Below are 26,079 nucleotides of genomic sequence, written 5' to 3'. Positions count from 1 at the left end.
ACAATCAGTGTGATATGGATATTTATCATACTTAATTACTATCAATGAGGAATGTTCTATGTATACGGAAATGTTTAAATCTTTTTCTGAGCAAACAGAGAAAACACTAGCACCATACGCAAAATTCAACAAAGTATTTGCTAAAAATGTTGAGCAATTAACTGAACTTCAATTGTCTGCGGTTCGTGCTTACAGCGATCTTGGCTTAAACCAACTTAAAGCAGTAAGTGAAGTGAAAGATATTCAATCTCTAACTGCATTTAATAGCCAGCAGCTTGAAACACTAACTAAGCTTTCTCAGCAGCTTTTAGATGATAGCAATAAATTTTCTTCTGTAGCACAAAGCTTCAAAACTGAAGTTGAAGAGTTTGTTGCTGACAACGTTAAGCAAGCAACACCAGCTATTTAAGTGATGGTCAATCGCGCGACTATAATAGGCGCGTGATTATCTGATACTTATACAAATCAGCCATATAAGATGATTATATGGCTGATTACTTAGTCCAAGTACAGGGTTTTTGTTATGAACAATCACTTTTTTTCGGACTACTTTGCCAAGCTCCAAGATATGAACCAGTTATGGTGGAAGGAGTTAGACTCCGGCAAGGCAGCCATGAATACCCCAGTAACAAAAGCGCTTAATGATATTAACTTGGAAGATGCCACTGAATTTTTAGAAAAAGCGGCTGCTCAGCCTGGCGCTTTGGCTAAAGTCCAAATGGACTGGTGGGATAATCAAGTAAAAATTTGGCAGAATGTTGCAATCGGTAATACGACAGCAGAAAGTGCCTTTATTAAGCCTGCAAAAGATGACAAGCGTTTTAGTGATCCTGCATGGGAAAATGAAGCTTTTTATAATTATATTAAGCAGTCATATTTATTATTCAGTAACACAATGCGTGAAACAATTGAATCAATTGATGGACTTGATGATAAAGCAAAAGAGCGTTTAGGCTTTTTTTCACGTCAAGCGATCAATGCGATGTCTCCAACTAATTTTGTTACAACCAATCCTGAATTAGCTAAATTAACTGTTGAAACTAACGGTGAAAATTTAATTAAAGGGATGGAACTGTTACAAGAAGATATACAAAGTAGTGCTGATGTACTCAAAATTCGCATGACGAATAGTGGTGCATTTGAGCTCGGTGTCAATATCGCCAATACTGAAGGTGAAGTGGTTTTTAAAAATGAATTATTTGAATTAATTCAGTATAAACCTCTCACTGAAGCTGTTAATAAAACACCTCTCTTGATTGTGCCGCCATTTATTAATAAATACTATATTTTGGATTTGCGTGAGCATAATTCAATGGTACGTTGGCTAGTTGAACAAGGCCATACTGTATTTATGATGTCGTGGCGTAATCCTGATGCATCATTGAAAGATGTTGATTTTGAGCATTATGTTTTAGACGGTGTTGTGAAAGCGATTGATGCTGTTGAAGATATTACCGAACAAAAACAAATCAACACAGTTGGCTACTGTATTGGTGGTACATTATTAGCAACGACACTTGCGTATTATGCTGCCAAGCGTATGCGTAATCGTATTAAATCAGCGACATTCTTTACCACATTATTAGACTTCTCTCAGCCTGGTGAAATTGGTGCTTATATCAATGATCCAATTATTACAGCGATTGAAGCACAAAATATTGAAAATGGTTATATGGATGGGCGTTCATTGAGCGTTACTTTCAGTTTATTACGCGAAAATAGTTTGTACTGGAACTATTACGTGAATAATTATCTGAAAGGTAATAGTCCAATTGATTTTGATTTACTCTACTGGAATGGTGATAGCACTAATGTTGCGGCTAAATGTCACAATACTTTGTTACGTCAATTCTATTTAGAGAATAAATTGGTTGCTAATAAAGGCTACAAAGTTGGTGGTGTTTACGTTGATTTGAGTAAAATTAAAGTACCAACGTACTTTATTTCGACTCAAGAAGATCACATTGCTTTATGGCAAGGTACTTACCGCGGAGCTAATCAATTAGGTGGAAAATCAACATTTGTTTTAGGTGAGTCTGGCCATATTGCAGGTATTGTGAACCACCCTCAGAAGAATAAATATGGTTTCTGGGTTAACGACAGCAAAGAAGAAAGTGCTGAAGCTTGGTTAGCTGGTGCTAAACGTCAAGATGGTTCTTGGTGGACGCATTGGAATGTATGGTTAACTGGATTTAGCCCTGCAGAACAAGTACCACCACGTGTGATGGGTAGCGAAACGTATGCTCCTTTGTATGTTGCACCGGGCGATTATGTGAAGCAAGTCTTACCAATTTCTTGATTATATTTATTATTTTAAACCCAGATTATTCTGGGTTTTTTTTTGCTTGTACTTTTTAACATTATTATTGTGATGATTTTATAGTTGTTTTTGGCACGTTATATTTAATTTAGCGTTTTGTGTGTAAATCATGCGGTATTCTAGTTTTTATTGGCTATATTTTTCAAATAGGTATAGCTAAAAATAGTAGGAGAAAGCAATGACAAAGCTCGTTAGTGTTGAAGGGATTGGTGAAACTTACGCTGAAAAGCTAGAAGCAATGGGTGTTAGTACTGTTGCACAGCTATTAGAGCAAGGCGCAAAACCAAGCGGTCGAAAAATGTTAGCTGAAAAAACGGCAATCAGTAGCAAGCTAATATTGAAGTGGATTAATCGCGCTGACTTAGCACGAATTAAAGGGGTTAGCACGCAATATGCTGACTTATTAGAGTCGGCAGGAGTTGATACTGTTCCAGAACTTGCGCAACGTAATGCTGAGAATTTACACACCAAAATAGTTGAAGTGAATGAAGCGAAATCATTAGTGCGTCAATTACCATCATTGTCAGCGGTGGAAGATTGGGTAGCACAAGCTAAACTTTTACCACGTGCAATTGAATATTAATAACGTTTAAATGATAGAGACGAATGGTTGTTATTAGGGATCAATGATGCGCTTTTTAAAGTTAGGCTGGCTGGCCACTATTGGCGTTATGGCTAGTGGTACTGACAGTCATGCTGCACAATATAGTACTAAAGATGTTGGCAGTATTGCGCCTGTTGTAGCGTTAAAGGTGGGTGATTTACAGCAGCGTCATTGTTTATATGCGGGAAAATCATACTCTGAAGGTGCGGTGATTACGACGGCTAATATTGTCTTAGAGTGTCGTCCTGCATCCTCTATTGAACTAAATGGTGCTTTAAAATGGATCGAACGTACACACATGCCTGACAACGTCGATCTATCAAACAGTATTACTATCAATAAATAATAAAGCCAGCGTCAGATTTTATTCAATAATAATCGAATAAAACTGGCTACTGGCTTCATTTATTATCAGCAAGGCTACTTATGCCTTGTTGATGAATTATTTCGCTAGAGAGCGGCTTTTAAGTTCAAAAATTAACTTTTCAGCACTACATTCAAACTGAATACGTGCTGTTAATTCTGTACTTGTTTCATCAACTGGTGTTGTTTCTACTTTAAAGTTAGCATTCACTTCTTTTGCTAACGCTAGGTAGTTTGCAAGCTCTGATTCTAATGCTGTTTTGCCGTTAGCAAAAATTTGTACGTCAGCGATATCATCATTTTCGTTGATCATAAAGCCCATTTCAGCTGAAACACCACAAGCATCACATGGTTGATATTCTTGTTTTTCTGTAGTCATAACTTTACTTCCTATTAGTTAGTCGTCGTATTTTAAAACGATGTGAGCCAGATCGCCATTGATTAATCTGAAAAGTCAGTTTTTAGCTATTTAAGTGCTGCATCAACATTGTTAGTGGTTATTTATTCAACAATTTACGTTATATAAGCGGCAAATATGGGCGAAAGTTTGTTGAAAAGGATAGGCTTCTAATACACCAAATCCTTCTAATTGCTTGGCTTTGATTTTGCTATTTAATGGCGTACTCATGCCATGTAAAAAACGGGTGATAGCTGCCATTGATGGTGAACTGTCATTGCGTTCAATAAAGCTATCACTCCAGAGTGTGATTTGTTGATCACTGATCTCTGGTAGGGTCGGTAAAACGGGTAAAGTGACTGTTTTTCCGCGACAGACTGAACAATGCCCACATTGCTCGGGTGCATGATGATCGGCAAAATAGCCTGCTAATTTATGGCTTAAACAGCTTTTACTTTCAAAAAAGGCGATCATATTTTCAATTCGGTGAATTTCACTGTGTTCTTTTTGTTGAAACAATTGGTAGAGCGCAGTAGTTTCAGCTTCAATATCAAAATGATGTTGATTAATACGGTAAACATCGGTCATTTGCTTACTTTCAAGGGTGATCCAACCTTGCTCATGTAAATAATCAATCGCCGCAACAACTCGCTTTCTATCGACTTGATAACCTTGCCATAGCGCATCCATATCTAAAGTATGCCAAACTCGTGCTTTAGGTGAACATGCGAAAATTGTTTCAATAAATTGACGACGTTCACCTTGAAAGCGTTGAATGATTTCATATTGGGATACATTCATTTTATAGCGATAATCGGCAAAATAAGTGAACATTGGCTCAATGATTTGTCGTATTTCAAGGTAGACTAAAAGTGTCTTTAGTGGCAATAAACGGATATTACTATCTTTTGATAAACGGCCACTCATTATTTCCCATTGCTGATCTTGTGCTTGTATTTCGCGTAAAACATAAGCGATAGCATTACGATCTGGCGTATCACCAAAAACAAAGTTTTCTAAGACATTTAGCCCCGATTTATTGGCGATCACTGTACAATGTGATACTTCGCCATCGCGTCCAGCACGACCTATTTCTTGGCTATAATTTTCGATAGATTTAGGTAAGTCAAAATGAATAACTTGGCGTATATTTGATTTATCGATTCCCATTCCAAAAGCGATTGTTGCCACAATACAGTTAATCTCACCATGCATAAATTGTTGTTGAATGCTGTGGCGACGCTCTGAATCCATACCTGCGTGATAGGCTTGCGCTGGTATATGGCTGCGAGTTAGTAATTCTGCCACTTGTTCAGCAGTGTGCTGTAAGGTGACATAAACAATTGCGGGCTCATTACTACGTTGTGACAGTTGATGTTTGAGGGTGTCTATCTTCTCATCTTCATCGGCCGCTAATACCGTTAAATCGAGGTTATTGCGATAAAAACCTGTCACGATAATATTATTCTTATCGATAGCAAATTTATCCTGCATATCTTGAATAACAGCAGGGGTGGCAGTTGCAGTAAGCAGTAATACCTGAGGAATGTTTAAAGCTTGTTGGTAATGAGGCAATTTTAGGTAATCGGGACGGAAGTTATGCCCCCATTCTGAAATACAGTGTGCCTCATCTACTACCAGTAATGATATTTGGATTTGGCTAATAAAATGGCGAAACCGTTCATTTTTCAGGCGTTCGACTGAAATCATTAATACTTTGATTTCACCTTGACGAATTTGGTGCATGACTTGCTGAGTTTGTTGCCACGTTTGGCTCGAATCAATAGAAGCCGCAGGAATACCTTTGGCGGCTAAAAAATCTAATTGATCTTTCATTAATGCTAATAGTGGCGAAATAACCAAGGAGAGATGTGGTAATTCAATTGCGGGTAATTGATAGCATAATGATTTTCCTGACCCTGTGGGAAATATCGCTGCAGCAGAATGACCATTAAGAACACGAGTGATCACTTCTTCTTGCCCGAGTCGTAAAGAATCAAAGCCAAAATATTTTTTAAGTGTTTGATGATACATGTATTCATACCCGCTAATCATTGATTGGTTGCTATCATACCGTATTGATCTGCGGAAAGATAAAAACCATGATCAAAGTTAGTTGGTTTTTGGTGCGGTTATTCTCACTTTGATAAGTGGTGATGCATTATTGCAGTGAGAATTGCTAAATAGAGACAAGCAAAATAGCCCTCAACAGCGGCATTGATTGTTGAGGGCTGTAAACTTATTTTTATTAAGATCAGCTATTTCATTAAACTTGGAGAGGTGATGGCTTGCTTCGCTAGCTCTTTAGCAAATTCAGCGATATCAGCTTCGATAGCACGAATATTTTTGGTGACATCGGCGCTATCAACTTGTGTCATTTGGCGTTGTTCCATAATAATATTGCCATTAACAATGGTTGTGCTGACATTGCTTGGATTGGCTTGATAAACCAAAGTTGCATAAGGATTATAATTAGGCATCATGTTCGCTGATTGAGTTTCAACGATGATGACATCGGCTTTTTTACCGACTTCTAATGAACCAATTTTATCTTCCATATGCAGTGCTCGAGCACCACCGATGGTTGCAAGTTCAATCACTTGCTCTGGGATCATAATGGTTCGATCATTATGCTTTAAACGTTGCATATTGGCGGCATAACTCAGTGTGCGCCATAAATCGACCTGATTTGAGCTCATCGGTCCATCAGTACCTAAACCCATAGGCAGTTGTTGTTGATACATTTCCCAAGCAGGTGCAATGCCAGTAGCGCCTTTTGCGTTAGCCATTGGATTATAGGCGACACCTGCGCCTGATTGTTTGATTAAATCAATATCAGCTTGATCAACATGAATAGCGTGAGCAAGTACCATACGGTTATCAAGCACGCCGATATCATGTAACCAAGCCACAGGGCTTAGTTGTTTAGGATTATCACTAATTCGCGCAGATTCATTACCAAACTCACCGACATGAATTAATACAGGAACGTTGAGTTTTTTAGAGATGGCATTGATCTGTTGTAGCTTTTGTTTTGAAACCGTATACGCAGCATGTGGCGCAAAAGCGGGAGTAATTAAAGGGTCATTTTTGTAGTCATTGATAAATTGTTGGCCGTATTCAAGCCCCCCATAGGGTTGTTTTGCATCGACGACTGGAAATTTAATCACTGTTTCACCTAAGACAGCGCGTAAACCGACTTCTTTGGTGGCTTTGGCCATTTCATCTACATGGTAATACATGTCAGCAAAAGTTGTCACACCACTTTGAGCAAGATCAATTGCGCCAAGGCGTGTGGCTTGATAAATCAGTTCACGGCTTAATTTTTTGCTTTCAAGAGGGAAAAAGTAAGCAAATAAACGGTTTTCAATACCTTCTTCACCTAAGCCTCGAAAAGCAATCATCGGTAAATGATTATGGGTATTAACCATGCCTGGCATTACGATACCATTTTGAGCATCAATAATGCGTTGAGCATCATATTGAGATAATAATGAATGATCGCCAATAGCAATAATAGTGTCGTTATTGATAACAACAACCCCATTTTCAATCAGCTGTTTATTATCATTCATGGTGATCACTTGCCCATTTTTAATGATTAAACTTGCTGGTGGAAGTGTATCTTTACTTACAAATGAACTACACCCAGAAATAAGCAACAAGGTGGTTATTAAACTGATTTTTACGCGCATGATAAGCCAATAAATAAGAAGGTAAATAATTGGCAGGATTATAGGGGCAAACTAATGTAACTAAACAATCCTTTGCTTAGGTTACGATGATTTTTGTGATCTTAATCCATCTGTTTATCATCATTATTAACAATAATAGACATTGGTGTTTTAAATAATTGTGCTGGTATTAATGATAGCCAGCCATTACCCCGTGCATATTCAATTAATCCAGCTCGGCTAGAAATACCATAGCAAGAAAATCGAGTGACTAAGTTTGCTATTTGTTTTTCTACTGCTTTTGGTGTTCGATGAATCAGTTGTGCTATTTGTTTAGTCTGTCGGCCTCGTAATAACCAAAATAAAACAATTTCTTGTGCTGGTGTTAATTTTGGTTCTGAGGGACGCATGGTGCTAAATGATAAATTTGATTTATCTGCAGCAAGTACCTCTGCAAAAGAAGTCATATTTATCCAATCTTTTATTTTACTGGCTGTAAATTGAATCCCCCAAGGTTCACCATTAATAATAATTGGTTGTTTTGTAAACGTATATGCATCTGTGCCATGAGAGTAATTATGTACATCAATGGTGATTATCGTTTTATTTTGCGTTAATGATAATCTATCTTGTTCCATAAAAATGTCAGCAAATGCCGCGGTATCACATGGAAAGTCACTATCTTTTAACCCTTTGATATCTGGCGGGGCATTAACAAGAGCTCGATAAGCATCATTGGCATATTCAAAAACGCCATCTTTCGATTTTAAGCCTGCTGGATAGGGTGATAACGATAACATGTGAATAAGTACAGATAAGTACGTTGATTGATTAATATTCACACCTTCATTCTATCAATAATTTATTTTAATCGTAATATTTATAAGTAGGGTTTATTCCCCGTTTTATAACAAATCTATTAAGAACATATAATATTCTATGAGTAAAGACATTATTATTTAACGTCGAGATAAGAATATTTTAATTTTTATATATGATGAAATATTGTAAGAGATATATGACAAAGAAATAAAAGATTATCTCTAGTAATTTTATGCATGTTGTTTGTATGCAATTTACACTAGAGATAAATATAATAAGCTATCTAATTAAAATGAGAAGCCAATGCCGCCTGCATTATCATAATGATTATAATCTGAAATAGAAATGCCATAACCGCTTTCAAACATTAAATAGCCGCGTAAACGTTTATAGATAGGGAAATTGAGAGTGACTTTTTCGTAACCACGAGAGAAACCGCTTTCTAATGCATTTCTAACGGTAAAGCTGATCATTGTTTTACCATCGATATTCCAATTCATACTGATGCGACCATAACCAAGGTAGTTATTGATATCTTTGTTATAGTCTTTTGCACCAAAATCGAGTCGGGCCCAAGGTTTAATGCTGAAGGTTAAGTCATCTTTTTTGAACGTCATGTCAATAAACGCACGGTTCCAACTGCGTTCTTGTTCACCACCACGGCCATTTGACTGATGCACTAAACCTAATGTACTGCCGGTGTAGTGAAAATCATTGCTGTATGTAGTTTTAGTTGGAAAAGTCCAAAAAACGGAAGGCTCATATTCGGTGTCTCTAAAGAAGGCTGATGATGCATAAGCCTGCCAATTTGAACGCTGAGTATAGGCAAAATAGAGTTGATCATTATCATATAAAATACCGGATAATAAACGATATTTTAAACTGATTTGGAAGTTGACATTATACTTACTTAACTTGCCATCGTCAGGCACAACAGATTGATATTCTTTGTAATTTGGAGATTGAGTATAATAAAAAGGTAGAACAAAGTTATCTTTATACTGCTCTAGAAGTAACGCATTATCACTACTGTAATTTAGAGCGTTATTTATCGGTGTTGAGTTATCAGCATACGCATGAGAGGCATAACCGCTGGCTGCAATAAATAAACTCGCTAAAAGTAGGTTGGTATTACATGGTTTCTGCTTGATATTCTTCATTATTGTCTATCATTATTATGTTAGCTCTTATTATCATAAAAGCTAAACAAGGCTTTTGTCTATCGATACAAATGCAAACAATGATTTTTCGTTATTTATCTCTGAATTGTTGAAATAACAAAAATAAACGCCTTAATAATATGATATTAAGGCGTAAAATAATGGATCAAATCAATTGAGCAAGCATGGTATCATCATAAGTAACCAAAGTTTGCTTCGCTTTTAGTTTACTAACGTAATCAGGGTTAGCTATTAAAGGACGCCCAATCGCCAGTAAATCAAATTTTCCCGCTTCAATAGCTTCACTGCCTGTTTGAGGACTGTAACAGCCAACACCAATTAAAGTACCTTGATAATGGCTACGCATATACTGGGATGCGCTACCATCAAGATAGTCGAAGTTCATACTGTCATCGAAAATACCCACATGCAGATACGCTAAACAACGTTTTTCAACTTCCGGCAATAAATAATCAAACACTGCTCGATCGCGGGCATCGCCTTCAAGATTAAAATAACCGCCTGGCGATAAACGTAACCCAGTACGATCTCGGCCAATGCGCTGACTAATTGCATCAATAACAGCGAGTGGGAAACGAGCCATATTTTCAGCTGTGCCGCCAAATTCATCATCACGGTTGTTAGTACTGAAATGTAGAAATTGATCGATCAAATAACCATTTGCGCCATGAATTTCTACACCATCAAAACCAGCATCAATGGCATTTGCTGCTGCCTGACTAAAGTCAGCAACCAGTTGTTCTATTTCTGCTGTTGTTGCAGGTTTTGGCATTGTGTAAGTCAGCTCTCGCATTCTTGGCAATGTACCTTCAAGTGCGATAGCAGAAGGTGCAAGTACATACTCACCACCAAAGAAGAATGGGTGAGCAACACGGCCTGTATGCCATAGCTGAGCAAAAATTTTACCGCCATTGTGGTGTACAGCATCAGTAACTTTACGCCAGCCATTAATTTGTTGTGGTGTAAATAAACCAGGAGTATGCGGATAGCCTTGACCGTCGGCGCGAATTAAGACAGCTTCTGTGATAATCAATCCAGTATCAGCACGGCGTGCATAATAATCGACCATTGCTTGGGTTGGAATTAAATCATCATCCGCCATGCAACGTGTTAATGGTGCCATAACGATACGATTATTTAACGTTAGCGTGTCATTAAGTTTAAAAGGATGAAATAGGGTATCAAGCATGATTATTGCCTCTAATTTGAATGCTCATTCAAGTTAGACTTATTTGAACAATCATTCAAGAGTTTTTTGAATGATTGTTCAAATTTAAGTAAACTAAGCCTAATCAAAGCAAATGAGAGTTATTATGCGTAGTGCTGAATTTGATCGCGATCGAGTATTACGATCGGCAATGGATGTTTTTATAACTAAAGGTTATAGCAACACCAGTATGCAAGATTTAAAACAAGCGACTGGGCTTCACCCCGGTTCAATTTATTGCGCATTTACCAATAAACGTGGGCTGTTATTAGCCGCATTAGCGCATTATCGTGATCAACGTTCTGCACAATTTATCGCGTTATTTTGTCAGTCAAAATCGGTGATTGGTGCACTCAAGGCGTATCTTGAGCAGGTTGTCGATGAGTGTGAGCGTGAACAGATTAAAGATTGTCTGTTACAAAAAGCCTTGAGTGAGCTAGCACAACAAGATATTGAAGTTGCGGATGTTATTAGCCAGATGTTAAAGCAGTGGCAACAAACATTGGCAGAGCAAATCGCATTGGCACAGCAAGCGAATGAAATTAATGCTCAGCGTGATAGCCAACAATTAGCAGAATTTTTAGTGATGGGAATTTATGGTCTACGTACCTTTTCTCATACACGACCAGAGCCTGGTGTATTACGACGTTTAGCGGCTGATCTTATGGATTATTTGCAACAATAGCTGTGAGAGTTATGACTGCTAAAAAATCTGACATAAAAAAAGGGAGTCAACATCAATGATGTTACTCCCTTTTTGTTTATTGGTTATGCTGGTGGTTATTCTACTTTAACGCGGAACAGTACCGCATAGAGCAGTGGGATCACGACTAGAGTTAGAATAGTTGCAAACAACAAACCAAACATAATCGTTACTGCCATACTCTTAAAGAATGGATCTATCAGTAACGGTGCAACACCTAAAATTGTCGTAAAGGCACCAAGTAATACTGGTCGAGCACGGCTAAGTGCTGAGTCAATAATGGCTTGATACGGCGTTTTACCTTCTGCTATTTCAACATCGGTTTGGTCTACTAATACAATTGCATTTTTAACCATCATACCGATCAAACTTAAGAAGCCAAGGATCGCCATAAACTCAAATGGGGTTTGGAAAATTACCAAGCCAACCGTTACACCAACTAATGCCAACGGCACTGTTAGCCAAATCACTAATGGCTGACGAATAGCGTTAAACATGAAGATTACCGCTAAAATCATTGCCGCAAAGCCGTAAGGGGCAGAGATAGCAAGACCGACGTTAGCGTCTTTTGATGCTTTGTACTCACCATACCATGTTAATTCATAACCTGGTGGTAGTTCGATAGCTTCAATTTTGCCTCGTAGATCATTAAACGCATCAGCAGTGAATATCCCCGGCGCTGGATCAGCTTGAACCAAAATCGTTGGAATACGGTTAATTCGGCGTAAGATTGCATCTTCCCAGCCAACATTTATCGATTCAACCAATTGGCTAACCGGAATTAAACCATTCACCATACGGCTGTAAACGTCAGTATTTTCAATCGCACGTTCATGAGTACGCTCGTCATCTGGCGCACGCACGACGATAGGGATCAAATCATTACCTTCACGATACACACCAATGTTACGACCGTTCAATGTTTGCGCAATGGCTTGACTGATATCGTGGTTGGTTAAACCAAAACGCTGCGCTTTCTCTGTTGAATATACCGGCTTAATTACGGGTACTTGCTGACGCCAATCATCTTGTACTGCGATTAAGTTTGGATCACTTAGCATGATAGCTTTAGCTTGTTCAGCAAGTTCACGTAATACTTTGCTATCAGGACCTTTAAAGCCAGCTTCGATCTTCTTACCGCCACCGCGACCAAGCATGAATTTCCATACTTTGATTGAAGCTTCTGGGTATTTATTATCAAGCTCGGTTTGAAGCTCTACCAATAATGGTGCAATGTTACGGTAATCATCAATATCGATCAGTAATTGACCATAACTTGGATTACGTGCTTCTGGTGCATAGGTCAGCATAAAGCGTAAACCGCCACCACCGATGAAGCTGGAAATATTACTGATGCCTGGCTTTTGCTTAACGTCTTGTTCGATGTCAGCGACAACTACTTCAGTATTTTTGATATCAGTGCCTTGTGGTAAGTACACGTCAACCACAAACTGCGCACGCTGTGATTCAGGCATAAAGCCCGGTGGAACAAATTTAACGCCCCAAACAGCACCTAATAGGGTAGCAACTAATAGTAAACCCGTGGTCTTACGGTGAATAAGCACCCAAGTTAATAAGCCTTTGTAGCTGTTAACCACTTTACTTGGTTTTTCATCACCTGATTTGAGTTTTACTTTTAGGAACTGATGACACAGTAATGGCGTAACCGTGACCGCAAACAGCCAGCTTAAGAGCATTGAGTAAAGAATTACCCAGAATAATGAACCTGCGTATTCACCCATATCTGATGGTGAAAGACCGATAGCACTAAATGCACAGATACCAACAACAGTACCGCCTAACAATGGCCATTTAGTTGCATTGACCACTTCAGGTATCACAACTTCACGATCTTCATTATTTTGTAGACGGACCAAAATACCGTCAGTAACCACTATAGCGTTATCGACCAACATACCTAGGGCAATAATCAATGCACCTAAAGAGATACGTTGCATGGCGATATCGTCAATCAACATGATACACAAGGTACCCGCAACGGTTAAGATTAATACAAAACCGATAATGATCCCTGAGCGAATACCCATAAACAGCAATAGTACGATAAATACAATAACAACCGCTGCAATAAGGTTATCGATGAAATTAGTCACCGAATCACGAACTGAATCTGATTGCATCGAAATAACATTCAGTTCCATGCCTAATGGGCGTTGGCTTTCTAATTCAGCAATACGGGCTTTAACCGCATCACCCATGTCAACTACGTTACCGCCAGTAACATTAGAGATACCAAAACCAATCGCACGCTCACCGTTGTAGCGCATTAACATTGAAGCTGGCTCTTGATAACCACGTTTTACATTTGCAATGTCTTTTAAATGTAAAACCGTATGATTGTCACCAATACCTACTTGTAAGTTACGTAAGTCATTAAATGAGTTTACATCTGGCGCTGGAATAACCGGAATACGCATGCCATTAGAGGTTAAACTTCCCGCGACATTAACAATATTCTGCTTTTGTAAAACAGATAGTACATTATCAACCGATAACCCAAATTTGGCTAAGCGCTCACTGGTAAATTCAACAAAAATAGTTTCTTGTTGTTCTGCCAAGGTTGCTGTTTTAGCAACGCCAGGAACCAAAACCAGCTCACGGCGTAGGCTATCGACATAATCAGACAGCTGTTTATCAGTAAACCCTTCACCTGTGACCGCAAAGAACAATGCATACACATCTGAGAAGTCATCATTAACAATCGATGGGCCTGCACCAGGTGGTAATTGACGCTGTGCATCGTTTATTTTACGACGTAATTTATCCCATACTTGCTGTAGATCAGCTTGGCTTTTGGCAAATTCAAGTTTGATCTCAACAGTTACTTCAGACATTCCTTGCTTTGAAACTGATTTAACTTCTTTCAGTTCCTGCAATGATTGTACTGCACCTTCAATAATATCGGTGACTTCATCTGATACTTCTTGTGCCGTTGCACCTGCATAAGGCGTGATGATCACTGCCTGACGGATCACAAACTCTGGATCTTCAAAACGACCCAGCTTTAGATAGCTGATATAGCCACCAATGAGGATGAGGGCAATCATTACCCACACACTGGTGCGCTTAGCTATGGTATAGCGAGCGATATCCATTCGTTATTATGCTCCGTCTTGGGTGTTATCTGTGTATGGACGAATTTCCATACCCGCTTTAAGTTTTGATACACCGGCAATAACAATACGCTCACCAGCTTTGAGGCCTGAAGGCACCGTAATACAGTTTTTGTTGATAGTGCCAACTTTAATGTAGCGTTTTTCTACAATGTTGTTTTCACCAACAATCCACACAAATTGCTTGTTTTGGTTATCAGGAACAACAGCGGTTAACGGTACAATTAACGGGTTGTTTTTATTATCGATATAGTCTTCAGGGCACAACTCAACACTAGGGGTTACCTTCACTGGCATTCCCGGCAGAATATTTAATCCTTTAGAATCATCAAGACCTAACACAATCGAGAATGTTTGCGTAATAGGATCTGCTTGGGTTGAGTAGGTACGTAAACTCAATGGTAATAAATGGCCAGGAATCGTCGTGATTTCAGCGTTAGCTTTTTTACATTTCAAACCACTTAACATCACGGTATCTGGAATATTGACGACGACTTCGAGATTATCTAGGTTGTGCAGTGTCAGTACTGATGTATTTGCTTGAATTTGAACGTGGTTATCAATTAATTTACGACCAATAATGCCATCAAATGGGGCTTTCAATTGGGTATAAGTCAGTTGGTTTTTGGCTTCTTCTAGGCGATTTTGAGCCAAGTTATAACGGGTCATTAACTCATCAAGATCACTTTTTGCAATCGCTTGTGAGCTTTCATAAATTGATTTACCACGTAAATAATCTTTTTTGGTGTTATTTAATTCAAGTTGTGCCGCTGCAAATGCTGTTTGTGCATCCTTAGGGTCAAGTTTTGCAAGTAGCTGACCTTTATGGACTTTATCACCTTCATTGACAAAGATATGGCTCACGCGGCCACTGACTTGAAATGACAAATCAGCGCGCTGAGCAGAGCGAATTACGCCATTAAAGCTTAAGCTACTGTCAGCTTTAGGCATCACAACTTGAGTAAGGGCTGGGCTAATGATAGGTGCGGTGACTGTTACTTCTTTTTCACTGTCACACCCCGACAACATCACTACCGCTAAAGATAAACTAACCGCCATTGCAAGTTTATTGATTGTTAACGATGTCACATTGGACATTGCTGAATGAGTTTTCACCGTGTTCTCCACTATCATTAGGTTAATGATTAACGTTGGTTAATCATGATGAGCCACCATTAAGGTAAACTTAGAGTGCATTTTAGTGGTAAAAAATAAATTGTAAACTATAGAGTGTACTTTTTTATTGCAGATTGTTAGACTGCGGTCATAAAATGAAATAAAAATACTGCTAAATTAGGAATGGATTACAGATGAAACAAACGGAACTCAAACATCTAGCGATTATTGAAGCAGCAAAAGAAGAATTTATTACTCACGGTTTTTTAGCGGCGAATATGGATCGTATCTCAACTGAAGCGGGTGTTTCTAAGCGTACGTTATATCGCCACTTTGAAAGCAAAGAAGTGTTATTTGTTTCAGTTCTCACCATTATTCAAGAATCCGTTACAGAAAATGTAAAGTATGAGTTTGATTCGGCAATGACATTGACCGAGCAGCTAACGCTGATTACCCGTCGTGAGGCAGATATATTATATTCAACTTATGGCATTCCGCTGTCACGGACGATTGTGGTGGAGTTTTTGCGTCAACCTGAGTTAGCGATGAGCCTGATTAAAGATTTATACAGTACTAAAGCGATAACCGATTGGTTTCAACAAGCGATTAGTGCCGGATGTTTAGTCAATAAAAATTTAGCGCTAATGACCAATATTTATATCAGCTTATTTCAAGGGCTATTGTTTTGGCCGCAAGTTATGAATGTTTTACCTAACAGTGAAGGCCAAGTGTTAGAGGAACATATCGAATCGATTGTTTCAGTGTTTTTAGCGTCACATATGATTAAAGAAATACAATAGTTATAACCACTTGATCTTATTTGTTTTTAAAATAAAGAACGCTGTATTGTTGCAGTTGGTGTTTTAGAGACTATAATTATTGGCCTGATATGCACTTATTTGTTATTAAATAAGCGATGTTTTAATCGTAATCAATCACTTTTTGGAATCATAGGTCAATGAAAAAATTACTTGCTGTTTCAGTTTTAATGCTTTCATCAATGTCAGTTATGGCTGCACCACAGGCTACTCAAGGTGGATTTAATGGCCCAACAGAGGCTGCGCCGCTTGTTCAACCACAAGGTGGTTTTAATGGACCAAGTGCTGTGCCTGTATTAACCACAGTGAAAGCAGCCTCTCACGCTGATGATAATGCAGCTGTAGAACTGACAGGTCACATTATATCTTCAGTAGGCAAAGAAGATTATATGTTCAAAGATGTGACGGGTGAAATTAAAGTAGAAATTGATAATAAAGATTGGCGTGGCGTTACCGTAACACCAACCACTAAAGTTATTATTCGTGGTGAAGTAGATAAAGATTGGACAGTTCGTACTGTTGATGTTGATACTGTTACTATTGCTAAATAATTAACAGTGATCATAAAAAAGCCAGCATTGCTGGCTTTTTTGTTTTAACGCATTAAGCATTAAGAATAAATTTTTCAATAACTTGAGCAACACCACTATTATTATTAGTGTCAGTAACATAGTTGGCGATCGCTTTGGTTTCCTCAGTTGCATTTCCCATAGCAACACCTAAACCTGCAAATTCGATCATATGGTGATCATTGCCGGCATCACCCATTGCAATAACTTCATCTTGTTTGATATTTAAGAAATCAGCTAGCGCCTTAACACCAACCCCTTTGTTACTGTTAGTGTGCATAAACTCAAGGAAGAATGGTGCACTTCTTACAATCGTATACTGTTGGTATAGCGTTGGGGATAATTGTGCAATGGCTGTTTCAAGACGCTCAGCCTCATCAATAATCATGACTTTCATGATTTCTTCGTTGTCATCAAGCTCGGCAAAATCAGCTAACGTAATAGTTAAGCCATTAATTTTAGCTTCATGATCAGTGTAATAATTATGCGCAGGTGTAATAAGTCCCTGACGACGAGAAAACGCATGAACATGAACACCAAGATCGTGAGCAATGGCTGCAATTGCTTTTGCATCGCGGCCAATTAAGGTTTGGCTTCTAACGATTTCTTTACTCGCAACACGTTGTACTAAAGAGGCGTTATAAGACAGCACAAAATCATTATCGCTATCCATATTAAGTTCTTTTAATGCCCATTCCATGCCTTCAATTGGGCGTCCAGAAGCTAATACAACACACACGCCTTGTGCACGAGCTGCAGCGATAGCTTGTTTATTAAGATCTGAAATAGCACCGTCTGAATTAAGTAATGTACCGTCCATATCAAGTGCAACTAATTTATACATTGTTATTGTCCATCACTAATAAAATACAGGCGCAATGATAAGCAAAATTAGCGTTAAAAACGATAAAAAGTGGTATTTATATTTAGCAACAACAATGAATAACAACGATCGGTAATCAACGAAATTAGCCATTATTTACAGTTTGTTTGTAAATAATTTGTTGCATCTTTTTGTGTTACGACTGTTAATTGGTTAGACTGATTAGAGTTATATATGTTTAATCGTAAATAAATAAAGGGAAATTATTTATGCGTAAGTTAGCTATAGCATCACTATTTATGGCGAGTTTTTCAGCGCAGGCGGATGCAGGTAAAGAATGTGGCAAAGTGACAATTGCTGATATGAATTGGAATTCAGCAACCTTAATTGCCAACGTTGATAGTTTTATTCTCCAGCATGGTTACGGCTGTGATACAGAACTTGTACCGGGTGACACCATGCCAACGGGAACATCAATGATCGAAAAAGGCGAGCCAGATATTGCGCCTGAAATGTGGAGTAATTCACTTAAAGTTGCGCTTGATCGTGGTGTTAAAGAAGGCCGTTTACAATTTACAGGGCCAACATTCTCTGATGGCGGTGAGGAAGGGTTTTGGGTACCTGAATATATGGTAGAGAAAACACCTGAATTGGCCACTATTGCAGGCATTAAGAAACATGCCAAACTATTTACCCATCCAGAAGATCCTGATCAATCCGCATTTTATGGCTGTCCTGCCGGTTGGAATTGCCAGATCTCTGCGGGTAATTTATTTAAAGCACTTGATTTAGCAAAATTCGGATTTGATTTAATTGATCCAGGCTCTGGTGCAGGTTTATCTGGTTCAATCGCTAAAGCTTATGAACGTCAGCAACCGTGGTTTGGCTATTACTGGGCACCAACGGCAGTATTAGGTAAATATAAAATGGTGAAGGTTGATTTTGGTTCAGGGGTTGATGCGAAATACTTTTCATCATGTATTACAAGTACTGAATGTACAGATCCTAAAGTAACCATGTATCCACCATCAGCGGTTGATACCGTGATCACAACCTCATTTGCAGCTCGTTCAAGTGCTGCGGTTAAATACCTTGCTGCGCGTTCATTTACGAATGCTGAAATGAATGGATTATTAGCATGGATGGAAGACAACCAAGCCGACGGTGAAGCAGTCATGGTTGAGTTTCTAACTAATCATGAAGCTGTTTGGACACAATGGGTATCAGCGGATGTGGCTATAAAAGTTAAAGGCGCATTACAAGATTTATAAGTAAATGGATGATACTTATGTCAAATGATTCATGGATAACAGAGTTTCCTCAACTTGAACGTGCGCAGTTAGTTGAAATAAGGAAAACTCTTGATGGAAGTTATCGCGCATTTTCTCGAGAATACGGTGATACCATTGAGCGCTTTTTTGATCCATTACTGGCTTTTTTAATTTGGTTTGAAAAATTATTGCTCGCAACACCATGGTGGTTAGTTATTGCGGTATTAGCGGCGATAGCTTATATGGCGAGTCGCTCTTGGAAGCTATCACTGGGTGTTGTCATTTCTTTTGTTCTGATTGGTGTTTTTGGTATGTGGGATAATACCATGCGCACCATGAGTATTATTTTAGTTTCAACCTTGGTCGCCATTGCCATCGGAATACCCACAGGTATTGCAATGGCAAGATCCGATCGCATTCAGCGTATTGTGACGCCATTGCTTGATGTCATGCAAACTATGCCTGCGTTTGTATATTTAATTCCGGTGGTGATGCTCCTGGGTATCGGTAAAATTCCAGGTGTAATTGCCGTCGTTATTTACGCGGTTCCACCGGTTATTCGTTTAACCAATTTAGGGATTCGTTTAGTCGATGAAGAAGTATTAGAAGCTGCTACTGCTTACGGTGCAAGTCCGATGCAACGTTTGTTTGGCGTACAAATACCGTTAGCGATGCCCAACATTATGGCGGGTATTAACCAAACTATCATGATGGCGCTAGCGATGGTAGTTATTGCATCGATGATTGGTGTCAAAGGGCTAGGTCAACCAGTACTAAAATCGATCACTAATCAATATTTCACCTTAGGGTTGCTAAACGGATTAGCCATTGTGGCATTAGCGATTATTTTTGACCGTATCTCTCAAAGCTATGCTCAACGCAGTCAGCAGCATCTAGGAGGGACACCTAAATGAGTCAGCAACCAAACAGTGCACCACTTATCCAAGTTAAAAATTTGTATAAGATCTTTGGTCCTAAAGATAAGCAAGTGCTTACCAAGGTCAAAGCAGGGCAGTCAAAAGACGCTATATTAGCGGAAACAGGCCATACTGTTGGGCTTAGTGATATTAATCTCAATATTTATGCGGGTGAAATCTTTGTTATTATGGGGCTGTCAGGATCGGGTAAATCAACATTAATACGGCACTTTAATCGGTTAATTGAACCCACAGAAGGCAGTATTATTATTGAAGATACCGATGTAATGACCTTAAATGCTAGCCAATTACAAGATTTTCGGCGTCATAAAATGTCGATGGTTTTTCAACGCTTTGGTTTAATGCCGCATCGTACAGTATTACAAAATGTCGGTTATGGCTTATCTGTTCAAGGGGCAAAACCCGCACAGTGGCAACAACAGGCGCAGCAATGGTTAACCACGGTTGGGCTGGCGGGGTATGAGCAAAGTTATCCTGCCAATCTATCGGGGGGACAACAGCAACGGGTGGGACTTGCTCGCGCGTTATGTACTAATGCTGAAGTATTATTAATGGATGAGGCTTTCTCTGCACTAGACCCATTAATTCGTAGTGAGATGCAAGATCAGCTGATTGAATTACAAGAGAAGCTCCACAAAACGATTATTTTTATTACTCATGATCTTGATGAAGCTTTACGACTCGGTGATCGCATTGCGATCTTACGAGATGGTAAATTGATTCAACAAGGGAAGCCGGTCGATATTCTACTTAATCCCGCTGATGATTATGTCGAAGCGTTTGTCAAAGATGTCAATCGTGCGCGTGCATTAACCGTTGCAACCGTTATGAAGCCGCAAGGTGTAAGAATATCAGCCGAGACTATTGGTGAAGCGGTAGCTGAAATGCGTAATGCTAAAGATGATTATGGCTACTTTATTGATGATGATGGTTATCAAGGGGTTATTACCCAACAAACCCTAGAAGATGTTAATGAAGCTGACTATAGCAAAGCCATTGATCAATCGATGCTAGAAACAGTACCAGCGATAACAACCGATGCGTTACTTGAAACCGTGATACCAGAAACGCTTGATAGTGACCACCCTTTGCCAGTGATTAATGAAGCTGGCGATATGACGGGGCGATTATCGCGTTCTACACTGGCCGAAGCATTAAGTGATCAAGCCGTGTCACGACAATAAAATGATGTTATACATCGATTTTTAGGACAATAAATATAAACACTCTCTCCATTATGGTTGAGAGTGTTTTTTTGTTTGTGGTTTATTTTTTGGTATTTGATATTACGGTTGTTTAAACTGGAAGTAATAAATTACGTTTATAGAGTAGCAACAAAAGGAATGTATGATGCTAAAGCAACTGACAGTGTTGATCGTCTTGTTTGCACTAACATATAACGTGCAGGCAACAGAATGTGGCAAGGTCACTATTGCTGATATGAATTGGGATTCAGCGACGTTTGTTGCAAATGTCGACAGTTTTATTTTACAACATGGATTTGATTGTGAGACAGAACTGGTACCAACTGAAACCATTGTTGCGGCTAAATCTATTCTTTTGCAAGGTAAGCCCGATATTATCCCCGAAATGTGGCGTAATGCCTTAAAAGGCGGGCTTGAGTATGGCATCGAAAAAGATAAAATTAAATTTGTTGGTAAGGTATTGTATGAAGGTGGTTTAGAGGGCTTCTGGGTACCGGCTTATATGGTAGAAAAAGAGCCATCATTGGCGACAATAGCCGGTGTTAAGCAACACAGTTATTTATTTAAACGTCCAGATTTGGGTAATACGCAGCCCTTTTTTAGTTGCGCGCCTGATTGGCGTTGCCAAAATACAGTGACCAACTTATTTAAAGCCCTTGATCTCAAACAAGCGGGTTTTGAACTGACACCGACAGATGAAATCACTGGATTATCGGGCTCTATCGCGCATGCTTATGCTAAAAAATCACCTTGGATAGGCTATTATTGGTCGCCAACAGCAGTTTTGGGTAATTATAAAATGGTGCGGGTTGATTTTAATGCTGGTGTTGATCGTGAGTATTTTCAAGAATGCATTGAAAAAAAACACTGCAAAAATCCGCGAGTAACAATGTTTCCTTCACGTGCTGTTGATACCATTGTAACCCTCAAGTTTTCTCAACGCGCACCTGCTGTAATGATGTACCTATCATCTCGTAGTTTTACCAACCAAGACATGAACAATTTAATGGCGTGGAAAGTCAATCATAATGCAGACGGTAAACAAACAATGGTGGAATTTCTGATGCATTATGAAACCATATGGACGCAATGGGTATCGCCGCCTGTCGCAAATAAAATACGCCGTGCACTTACTAATTTATAATGCTATTTTCGTCCACTATTAATAGCGTAATTTGCTAGTAAGGTAACGATTTTGTCATCAAAATAACGCCATTTACTGACTTTTATGGTTGTTGATGGTCAAATGTTGTATAGCAATGAACGATAAGCCCGATGAATATGTGTCTAATGGCACAAAGTTAGCCAACCTTATGTTCAGTTAATAAGGTTGTAGCTATCAAATGCAAACATTTATGTTTAAAAATAATAATAAGATATGTATCAGTGAAGGATGAATAATATGGGGGTAACTAAGACAGTACTCGTTGTTGATGATGATCAAGAGATCCGCGAGTTATTGGACGAGTATTTAACTAAAAATGGCTTTGAAGTGATAACCGCAGCGGAAGGCCTAGAGATGAAACGCCGGTTGGCGGCGGGTTATCCCGATCTGATTTTATTAGACGTTATGATGCCAGGAGATGATGGTTTTACGCTTTGCCAGCATATTCGTAAAAGCTCAAATGTGCCTATTATCATGTTAACAGCAGTTTCTGATGAAATGGATCAGATCATTGGCCTTGAAATTGGTGCTGATGATTATATTGCTAAGCCGTTTAGTCCTCGGCAGCTATTGGCACGTATTAAAGCTTTATTAAGACGAATAAAGCCAACCGAAAGTCAGACGTTACCAGCAGAAGCTAAATTTATTCGATTTTCTAATTGGCGACTTGATACCACTACCCATTGCTTATTTGATCTTGAAACCCAGCAAGATTTTGAATTGACCGGGGGGGATTACTCGTTGCTGATGCTGTTTTTATCGCGCCCACAAGAGATATTAGATCGCGATACGATTTCGTATGCAACTCGAGGGCGTGATACTTTACCTTCAGAGCGTGGAATTGATGTTGCTTTAAGTCGCTTACGGCAACGATTAGGTGATAAAGGACGTACGCAACGCTTAATCAAAACCAGTCGTGGTAATGGTTATATTTTCACGGCTGATGTGGTTTACGAAGACGCATAATATTTAAATAATGCCGTCAAATAAAGTGTGATTGCTCGTATGGGCGTCACACTTTTTTACTATATGGATAATGGTTAATGAAGTGGAAAATGCTATACCCAAAGTCTTTGGTTTCAAGGACATTGTGGTTAACATTATTAGCAGTATTTTTAGCACAAGTGATAGCAACTGCGATTTGGTATAGCCAATCAAAACAGCGAGATTTGGATGGATTGCAATCAACGTCGGCAAGTATGGCGACCATGTTTGCCTCAACGGTGACTTTTTTCCAATCATTACCAATGCAATATCGGCACATTGTATTAGATCAATTGCGTAATATGGGGGGGACTCGTTTTTTTGTCTCTTTTAATGACGAAGAAATTCGCATTGAGCCGATTGCTAATTCAGAACAAAAAAAGATGGCGGTGTCAGTATTTGAAAAAGTACTACATCAAAAATTACCGCGTTTACCAACGATTAAAGTTGAATTTTCTCGCCCTGAAACATTGCATGTGCTTAAAAATGATATTTTATTAAGCGATCTGCCGCGATCGTGGGTGCATAATACCTTAAGTTTAGAGCCTTTAAATCCACCGATTTTAGTGGTGCAGATTGAATTAGAAAAAAATCAATGGCTTTATATTGCTGCTTTGTTACCTGCACCTTATATGAATCTAAGAGATGAGGTGATCACGCATCAGCAAATCATCTTTTTAGTTTTTATCACCGGCTTATTATTGGTATTTACCTATATTATGGTGCGTCGTCAAACCAAGCCCTTAAAACAGTTAGCAGATGCAGCCAATGCATTAAGTCTTGATATCTATCAGCCGCCACTTAAAGAACAAGGTGCGACAGAACTAGTGATGGCCACTCAGGCTTTTAATCGAATGCAATTGCGGCTACGACGTTATATAGAAGATCGTGAGCAACTATTTTCATCTATTTCTCATGATCTTAAAACGCCGATCACACGCTTACGATTACGGGTTGAGTTAATTGATGATGATAACAAGATTGATAAATTTAATCGTGATCTTGATGAATTAGAGATGATGGTTAAAGGGGCATTACAGTGTGTGAAAGATACTGATTTACATGAAAATATTGTGCCTATTGATTTGAATTTATTATTAGCAAGTATTGCCGAACGTCATAATCATCACACCATTAAAGTGACATTGCCGACACTGACGATTGCGCCGATGATGGGTAAAGAATTAGGCTTAAAGCGCTGTTTAAGTAATTTAATTGATAATGGCGTTAAATATGGTCATAAAGTGACGGTCGCTGTGATAGATAAGCCTGATAAAATTATTTTGACAATTACCGATCAAGGCAAAGGTATTCCAGAATCGTCATTATCGGCGGTGTTTGAACCCTATTTTCGTCTCGCGACAGATGCTGATGGTCATGGCCTCGGCATGGGGATTGCGCGCAATATTATTCATGCCCATGGTGGCAAGTTAGTGATTAAAAATGGTCTCACACAAGGGTTAATTGTTGTGGTTGCCTTACCACGCGTACTTCCCGTGGCATTGACATAAATAAAGAGCCTCTATGAAATTAAAATATCTTCTATTGTCATCTGTTTTAGCTTGGTTGCCAATGACATCAGCAGTGGCTGCGGGCCAAGTTGAGGTGCTTCATTGGTGGACCTCAAGTGGCGAAGCAAAGTCAGTTAAAGTCCTGAAACAGATGATGGAGCAACAAGGCCATAGTTGGAAAGATTTTGCTGTCGCTGGCGGTGGTGGTGAAAGCGCGATGACAGTGCTAAAAATGCGTGCAGTTTCAGGCAATCCTCCGACTGCTGCACAACTCAAAGGGCATGATATACAAGAGTGGGGTCGACTTGGCTTTTTAACCTCACTCGATAGTGTCGCTCAACAAGAGAATTGGGATCGAGTGTTGTCTCCGGTGGTGGCGAATATTATGAAATATAATGGTCATTACGTTGCTGTACCGATTAACGTACATCGAGTTAACTGGTTATGGGTTAATCCAAAAGTGTTAAAAGCGGTGGGGGTCAAGGTACCTACAACGTTAGATGAGTTTTTTATTACGGCAGATAAAATCAAAGCAGCAGGATTTGTTGTATTGGCGCATGGTGGACAGCCTTGGCAAGATACGACTTTATTTGAAAGTGTTGCGCTGGCTGTATTAGGTTCTACAGATTACCGTAAAGCGTTTGTTGATCTTGATATGACGGTGATCAACAGTGATAAAATGGTCAATGTTTTTCGCCAATTTAAACGCATGAAAGCTTATATTGATTCGAAAGCTAAAGGACGAGATTGGAATGCTGCCACTGAAATGGTGATTGAGGGTCAAGCTGCAATGCAGTTTATGGGGGATTGGGCTAAAGGAGAGTTTGCTCAAGCAGGTCAACAGCCGGGTATAGATTATTTATGTGTGCCAGCACCAGGCACTCAACATCAATTTACATTTAATATTGATAGTTTGGCTTTTTTTAAATTAAAAGGCACAGAGGCAGATAATATTGCGCAGCATGATTTAGCAAAAACATTATTGATGCCATCTTTTCAGCGAGTATTTAATTTAAATAAAGGCTCGATTCCAGTTCGATTAGATATGGATATGTCGGCATTTGATCAATGTGCATTAGATTCGATGAAAGCGTTTAAACAAGCGTCATTATCGGGAGATTTAGTACCAAGTTTTTCACAAAACTTAGCAACAACTGCTGATGTGCAATCTGCCATTGTTGATGTGGTGAGTGAGTTTTTTAATCAAGCTGATGCGAACCCTACATTAGCCCCTTCTAGACTTGCACGAGCAATAAAATCAGCGATATAGTGAG

Annotated in this window: 23 protein-coding genes; 14 read left to right on the top strand and 9 right to left on the bottom strand. The window is 39.0% G+C overall.

Annotated elements, in window-relative coordinates:
• Positions 1–58 precede the first annotated feature (58 nt).
• The 4 genes from G6R09_RS03985 to G6R09_RS03970 all read left to right on the top strand — a co-directional run bounded on the left by G6R09_RS03985 (position 59) and on the right by G6R09_RS03970 (position 3,270).
• The gene (locus G6R09_RS03985) at positions 59–409 is read left to right on the top strand and encodes a phasin family protein (protein WP_065166660.1); all 351 of its coding nucleotides are present in this window, start codon (positions 59–61) and stop codon (positions 407–409) included.
• A 114-nt stretch (positions 410–523) separates the two neighbouring features.
• Positions 524–2,299 (top strand): class I poly(R)-hydroxyalkanoic acid synthase, encoded by a 1,776-nt coding sequence (gene phaC / locus G6R09_RS03980; protein WP_065166661.1) that lies wholly within the window; start codon positions 524–526, stop codon positions 2,297–2,299.
• 199 nt (positions 2,300–2,498) lie between these two features.
• Complete coding sequence (locus tag G6R09_RS03975) at positions 2,499–2,903, top strand: DUF4332 domain-containing protein (RefSeq protein WP_163920633.1); 405 nt, start codon at positions 2,499–2,501, stop codon at positions 2,901–2,903.
• Between the two features lie 43 nt (positions 2,904–2,946).
• Positions 2,947–3,270 carry a DUF1496 domain-containing protein gene (locus tag G6R09_RS03970; RefSeq protein WP_163920630.1) on the top strand — a complete coding sequence of 108 codons (324 nt, stop codon included), beginning with the start codon at positions 2,947–2,949 and terminating at the stop codon, positions 3,268–3,270.
• 96 nt (positions 3,271–3,366) lie between these two features.
• On the opposite strand, the gene G6R09_RS03965 is transcribed toward G6R09_RS03970, so the two are convergent.
• From G6R09_RS03965 to G6R09_RS03940, 6 genes are all read right to left on the bottom strand, one after another.
• Positions 3,367–3,666 (bottom strand): DUF406 family protein, encoded by a 300-nt coding sequence (locus G6R09_RS03965; RefSeq protein WP_087853498.1) that lies wholly within the window; start codon positions 3,664–3,666, stop codon positions 3,367–3,369.
• Between the two features lie 126 nt (positions 3,667–3,792).
• Complete coding sequence (locus G6R09_RS03960; protein WP_163920627.1) at positions 3,793–5,718, bottom strand: ATP-dependent DNA helicase RecQ; 1,926 nt, start codon at positions 5,716–5,718, stop codon at positions 3,793–3,795.
• Between the two features lie 224 nt (positions 5,719–5,942).
• Entirely contained in the window at positions 5,943–7,379 is a 1,437-nt protein-coding gene (locus tag G6R09_RS03955) for an amidohydrolase family protein (RefSeq protein ID WP_163920624.1), read from the bottom strand.
• 101 nt (positions 7,380–7,480) lie between these two features.
• Positions 7,481–8,200, bottom strand: coding sequence for a PAS and helix-turn-helix domain-containing protein (locus G6R09_RS03950; protein ID WP_240345697.1), 720 nt, complete (start codon positions 8,198–8,200; stop codon positions 7,481–7,483).
• A 267-nt stretch (positions 8,201–8,467) separates the two neighbouring features.
• Positions 8,468–9,340 (bottom strand): phospholipase A, encoded by an 873-nt coding sequence (locus G6R09_RS03945; RefSeq protein WP_163920622.1) that lies wholly within the window; start codon positions 9,338–9,340, stop codon positions 8,468–8,470.
• Positions 9,341–9,506: 166 nt separating this feature from the next.
• On the bottom strand, positions 9,507–10,550 hold the full coding sequence (locus G6R09_RS03940; RefSeq protein ID WP_163920619.1) for an alkene reductase: 1,044 nt from the start codon (positions 10,548–10,550) through the stop codon (positions 9,507–9,509).
• A 124-nt stretch (positions 10,551–10,674) separates the two neighbouring features.
• Here G6R09_RS03940 and G6R09_RS03935 point away from each other — a divergent pair, with 124 nt between their 5' ends.
• The gene (locus tag G6R09_RS03935; protein ID WP_065166672.1) at positions 10,675–11,253 is read left to right on the top strand and encodes a TetR/AcrR family transcriptional regulator; all 579 of its coding nucleotides are present in this window, start codon (positions 10,675–10,677) and stop codon (positions 11,251–11,253) included.
• Positions 11,254–11,348: 95 nt separating this feature from the next.
• Here G6R09_RS03935 and G6R09_RS03930 read toward each other — a convergent pair whose 3' ends face one another.
• Both G6R09_RS03930 and G6R09_RS03925 read right to left on the bottom strand, forming a co-directional pair.
• Positions 11,349–14,387, bottom strand: coding sequence for an efflux RND transporter permease subunit (locus G6R09_RS03930; protein ID WP_065166673.1), 3,039 nt, complete (start codon positions 14,385–14,387; stop codon positions 11,349–11,351).
• A gap of 6 nt (positions 14,388–14,393) precedes the next feature.
• Complete coding sequence (locus tag G6R09_RS03925) at positions 14,394–15,539, bottom strand: efflux RND transporter periplasmic adaptor subunit (RefSeq protein WP_373423686.1); 1,146 nt, start codon at positions 15,537–15,539, stop codon at positions 14,394–14,396.
• Between the two features lie 176 nt (positions 15,540–15,715).
• On the opposite strand from G6R09_RS03925, the gene G6R09_RS03920 reads away from it, so the two are divergent.
• Together G6R09_RS03920 and G6R09_RS03915 are read left to right on the top strand one after the other, a co-directional pair.
• On the top strand, positions 15,716–16,321 hold the full coding sequence (locus G6R09_RS03920) for a TetR/AcrR family transcriptional regulator (RefSeq protein WP_065166674.1): 606 nt from the start codon (positions 15,716–15,718) through the stop codon (positions 16,319–16,321).
• A 158-nt stretch (positions 16,322–16,479) separates the two neighbouring features.
• Positions 16,480–16,890 carry a YgiW/YdeI family stress tolerance OB fold protein gene (locus G6R09_RS03915; protein WP_087844741.1) on the top strand — a complete coding sequence of 137 codons (411 nt, stop codon included), beginning with the start codon at positions 16,480–16,482 and terminating at the stop codon, positions 16,888–16,890.
• A 52-nt stretch (positions 16,891–16,942) separates the two neighbouring features.
• Here the strand turns inward: G6R09_RS03915 and yidA are convergent, their stop codons facing one another.
• Positions 16,943–17,752: a sugar-phosphatase gene (gene yidA / locus G6R09_RS03910; RefSeq protein WP_163920616.1), complete on the bottom strand. Its 810-nt coding sequence runs from the start codon at positions 17,750–17,752 to the stop codon at positions 16,943–16,945.
• Positions 17,753–18,030: 278 nt separating this feature from the next.
• Between yidA and G6R09_RS03905 the strand changes: the two genes are divergently transcribed.
• From G6R09_RS03905 to G6R09_RS03875, 7 genes are all read left to right on the top strand, one after another.
• Entirely contained in the window at positions 18,031–19,002 is a 972-nt protein-coding gene (locus G6R09_RS03905; protein ID WP_373423696.1) for an ABC transporter substrate-binding protein, read from the top strand.
• Positions 19,003–19,019: 17 nt separating this feature from the next.
• Positions 19,020–19,916 (top strand): proline/glycine betaine ABC transporter permease, encoded by an 897-nt coding sequence (locus G6R09_RS03900; RefSeq protein ID WP_163920600.1) that lies wholly within the window; start codon positions 19,020–19,022, stop codon positions 19,914–19,916.
• A complete protein-coding gene (locus G6R09_RS03895) occupies positions 19,913–21,124 on the top strand; it encodes a glycine betaine/L-proline ABC transporter ATP-binding protein (RefSeq protein WP_065166679.1) in 1,212 nt (403 codons plus the stop codon). The genes G6R09_RS03900 and G6R09_RS03895 overlap by 4 nt, the downstream gene beginning before the upstream one ends.
• Positions 21,125–21,287: 163 nt before the next feature.
• Positions 21,288–22,289 carry a glycine betaine ABC transporter substrate-binding protein gene (locus G6R09_RS03890; protein WP_240345696.1) on the top strand — a complete coding sequence of 334 codons (1,002 nt, stop codon included), beginning with the start codon at positions 21,288–21,290 and terminating at the stop codon, positions 22,287–22,289.
• A gap of 258 nt (positions 22,290–22,547) precedes the next feature.
• On the top strand, positions 22,548–23,276 hold the full coding sequence (locus G6R09_RS03885) for a response regulator (RefSeq protein ID WP_163920598.1): 729 nt from the start codon (positions 22,548–22,550) through the stop codon (positions 23,274–23,276).
• Positions 23,277–23,353: 77 nt separating this feature from the next.
• Entirely contained in the window at positions 23,354–24,805 is a 1,452-nt protein-coding gene (locus G6R09_RS03880) for an ATP-binding protein (RefSeq protein WP_163920595.1), read from the top strand.
• A gap of 13 nt (positions 24,806–24,818) precedes the next feature.
• A complete protein-coding gene (locus G6R09_RS03875) occupies positions 24,819–26,075 on the top strand; it encodes an ABC transporter substrate-binding protein (RefSeq protein ID WP_065166683.1) in 1,257 nt (418 codons plus the stop codon).
• Positions 26,076–26,079 lie beyond the last annotated feature (4 nt).

The organism is Photobacterium sp. Alg240-V54 (genome assembly GCF_900537155.1).
Classification (GTDB): Bacteria; Pseudomonadota; Gammaproteobacteria; order Enterobacterales; family Vibrionaceae; genus Photobacterium.
This window is presented reverse-complemented; position numbering and strand designations above follow the sequence as displayed.

What these genes read in the sequence shown, in the direction of transcription:
- G6R09_RS03945 (WP_163920622.1), bottom strand. Translation starts at nt 9,340, where the DNA reads ATGAAGAATATCAAGCAGAAACCATGTAATACCAACCTACTTTTAGCG.
- G6R09_RS03905 (WP_373423696.1), top strand. Translation starts at nt 18,031, where the DNA reads ATGGCGAGTTTTTCAGCGCAGGCGGATGCAGGTAAAGAATGTGGCAAA.
- G6R09_RS03960 (WP_163920627.1), bottom strand. Translation starts at nt 5,718, where the DNA reads ATGTATCATCAAACACTTAAAAAATATTTTGGCTTTGATTCTTTACGA.
- G6R09_RS03875 (WP_065166683.1), top strand. Translation starts at nt 24,819, where the DNA reads ATGAAATTAAAATATCTTCTATTGTCATCTGTTTTAGCTTGGTTGCCA.
- G6R09_RS03925 (WP_373423686.1), bottom strand. Translation starts at nt 15,539, where the DNA reads ATGATAGTGGAGAACACGGTGAAAACTCATTCAGCAATGTCCAATGTG.
- G6R09_RS03975 (WP_163920633.1), top strand. Translation starts at nt 2,499, where the DNA reads ATGACAAAGCTCGTTAGTGTTGAAGGGATTGGTGAAACTTACGCTGAA.
- G6R09_RS03900 (WP_163920600.1), top strand. Translation starts at nt 19,020, where the DNA reads ATGTCAAATGATTCATGGATAACAGAGTTTCCTCAACTTGAACGTGCG.
- phaC (WP_065166661.1), top strand. Translation starts at nt 524, where the DNA reads ATGAACAATCACTTTTTTTCGGACTACTTTGCCAAGCTCCAAGATATG.
- yidA (WP_163920616.1), bottom strand. Translation starts at nt 17,752, where the DNA reads ATGTATAAATTAGTTGCACTTGATATGGACGGTACATTACTTAATTCA.
- G6R09_RS03970 (WP_163920630.1), top strand. Translation starts at nt 2,947, where the DNA reads ATGATGCGCTTTTTAAAGTTAGGCTGGCTGGCCACTATTGGCGTTATG.
- G6R09_RS03955 (WP_163920624.1), bottom strand. Translation starts at nt 7,379, where the DNA reads ATGCGCGTAAAAATCAGTTTAATAACCACCTTGTTGCTTATTTCTGGG.
- G6R09_RS03985 (WP_065166660.1), top strand. Translation starts at nt 59, where the DNA reads ATGTATACGGAAATGTTTAAATCTTTTTCTGAGCAAACAGAGAAAACA.
- G6R09_RS03895 (WP_065166679.1), top strand. Translation starts at nt 19,913, where the DNA reads ATGAGTCAGCAACCAAACAGTGCACCACTTATCCAAGTTAAAAATTTG.
- G6R09_RS03885 (WP_163920598.1), top strand. Translation starts at nt 22,548, where the DNA reads ATGGGGGTAACTAAGACAGTACTCGTTGTTGATGATGATCAAGAGATC.
- G6R09_RS03935 (WP_065166672.1), top strand. Translation starts at nt 10,675, where the DNA reads ATGCGTAGTGCTGAATTTGATCGCGATCGAGTATTACGATCGGCAATG.
- G6R09_RS03880 (WP_163920595.1), top strand. Translation starts at nt 23,354, where the DNA reads ATGAAGTGGAAAATGCTATACCCAAAGTCTTTGGTTTCAAGGACATTG.
- G6R09_RS03890 (WP_240345696.1), top strand. Translation starts at nt 21,288, where the DNA reads ATGATGCTAAAGCAACTGACAGTGTTGATCGTCTTGTTTGCACTAACA.
- G6R09_RS03930 (WP_065166673.1), bottom strand. Translation starts at nt 14,387, where the DNA reads ATGGATATCGCTCGCTATACCATAGCTAAGCGCACCAGTGTGTGGGTA.
- G6R09_RS03920 (WP_065166674.1), top strand. Translation starts at nt 15,716, where the DNA reads ATGAAACAAACGGAACTCAAACATCTAGCGATTATTGAAGCAGCAAAA.
- G6R09_RS03940 (WP_163920619.1), bottom strand. Translation starts at nt 10,550, where the DNA reads ATGCTTGATACCCTATTTCATCCTTTTAAACTTAATGACACGCTAACG.
- G6R09_RS03915 (WP_087844741.1), top strand. Translation starts at nt 16,480, where the DNA reads ATGAAAAAATTACTTGCTGTTTCAGTTTTAATGCTTTCATCAATGTCA.
- G6R09_RS03965 (WP_087853498.1), bottom strand. Translation starts at nt 3,666, where the DNA reads ATGACTACAGAAAAACAAGAATATCAACCATGTGATGCTTGTGGTGTT.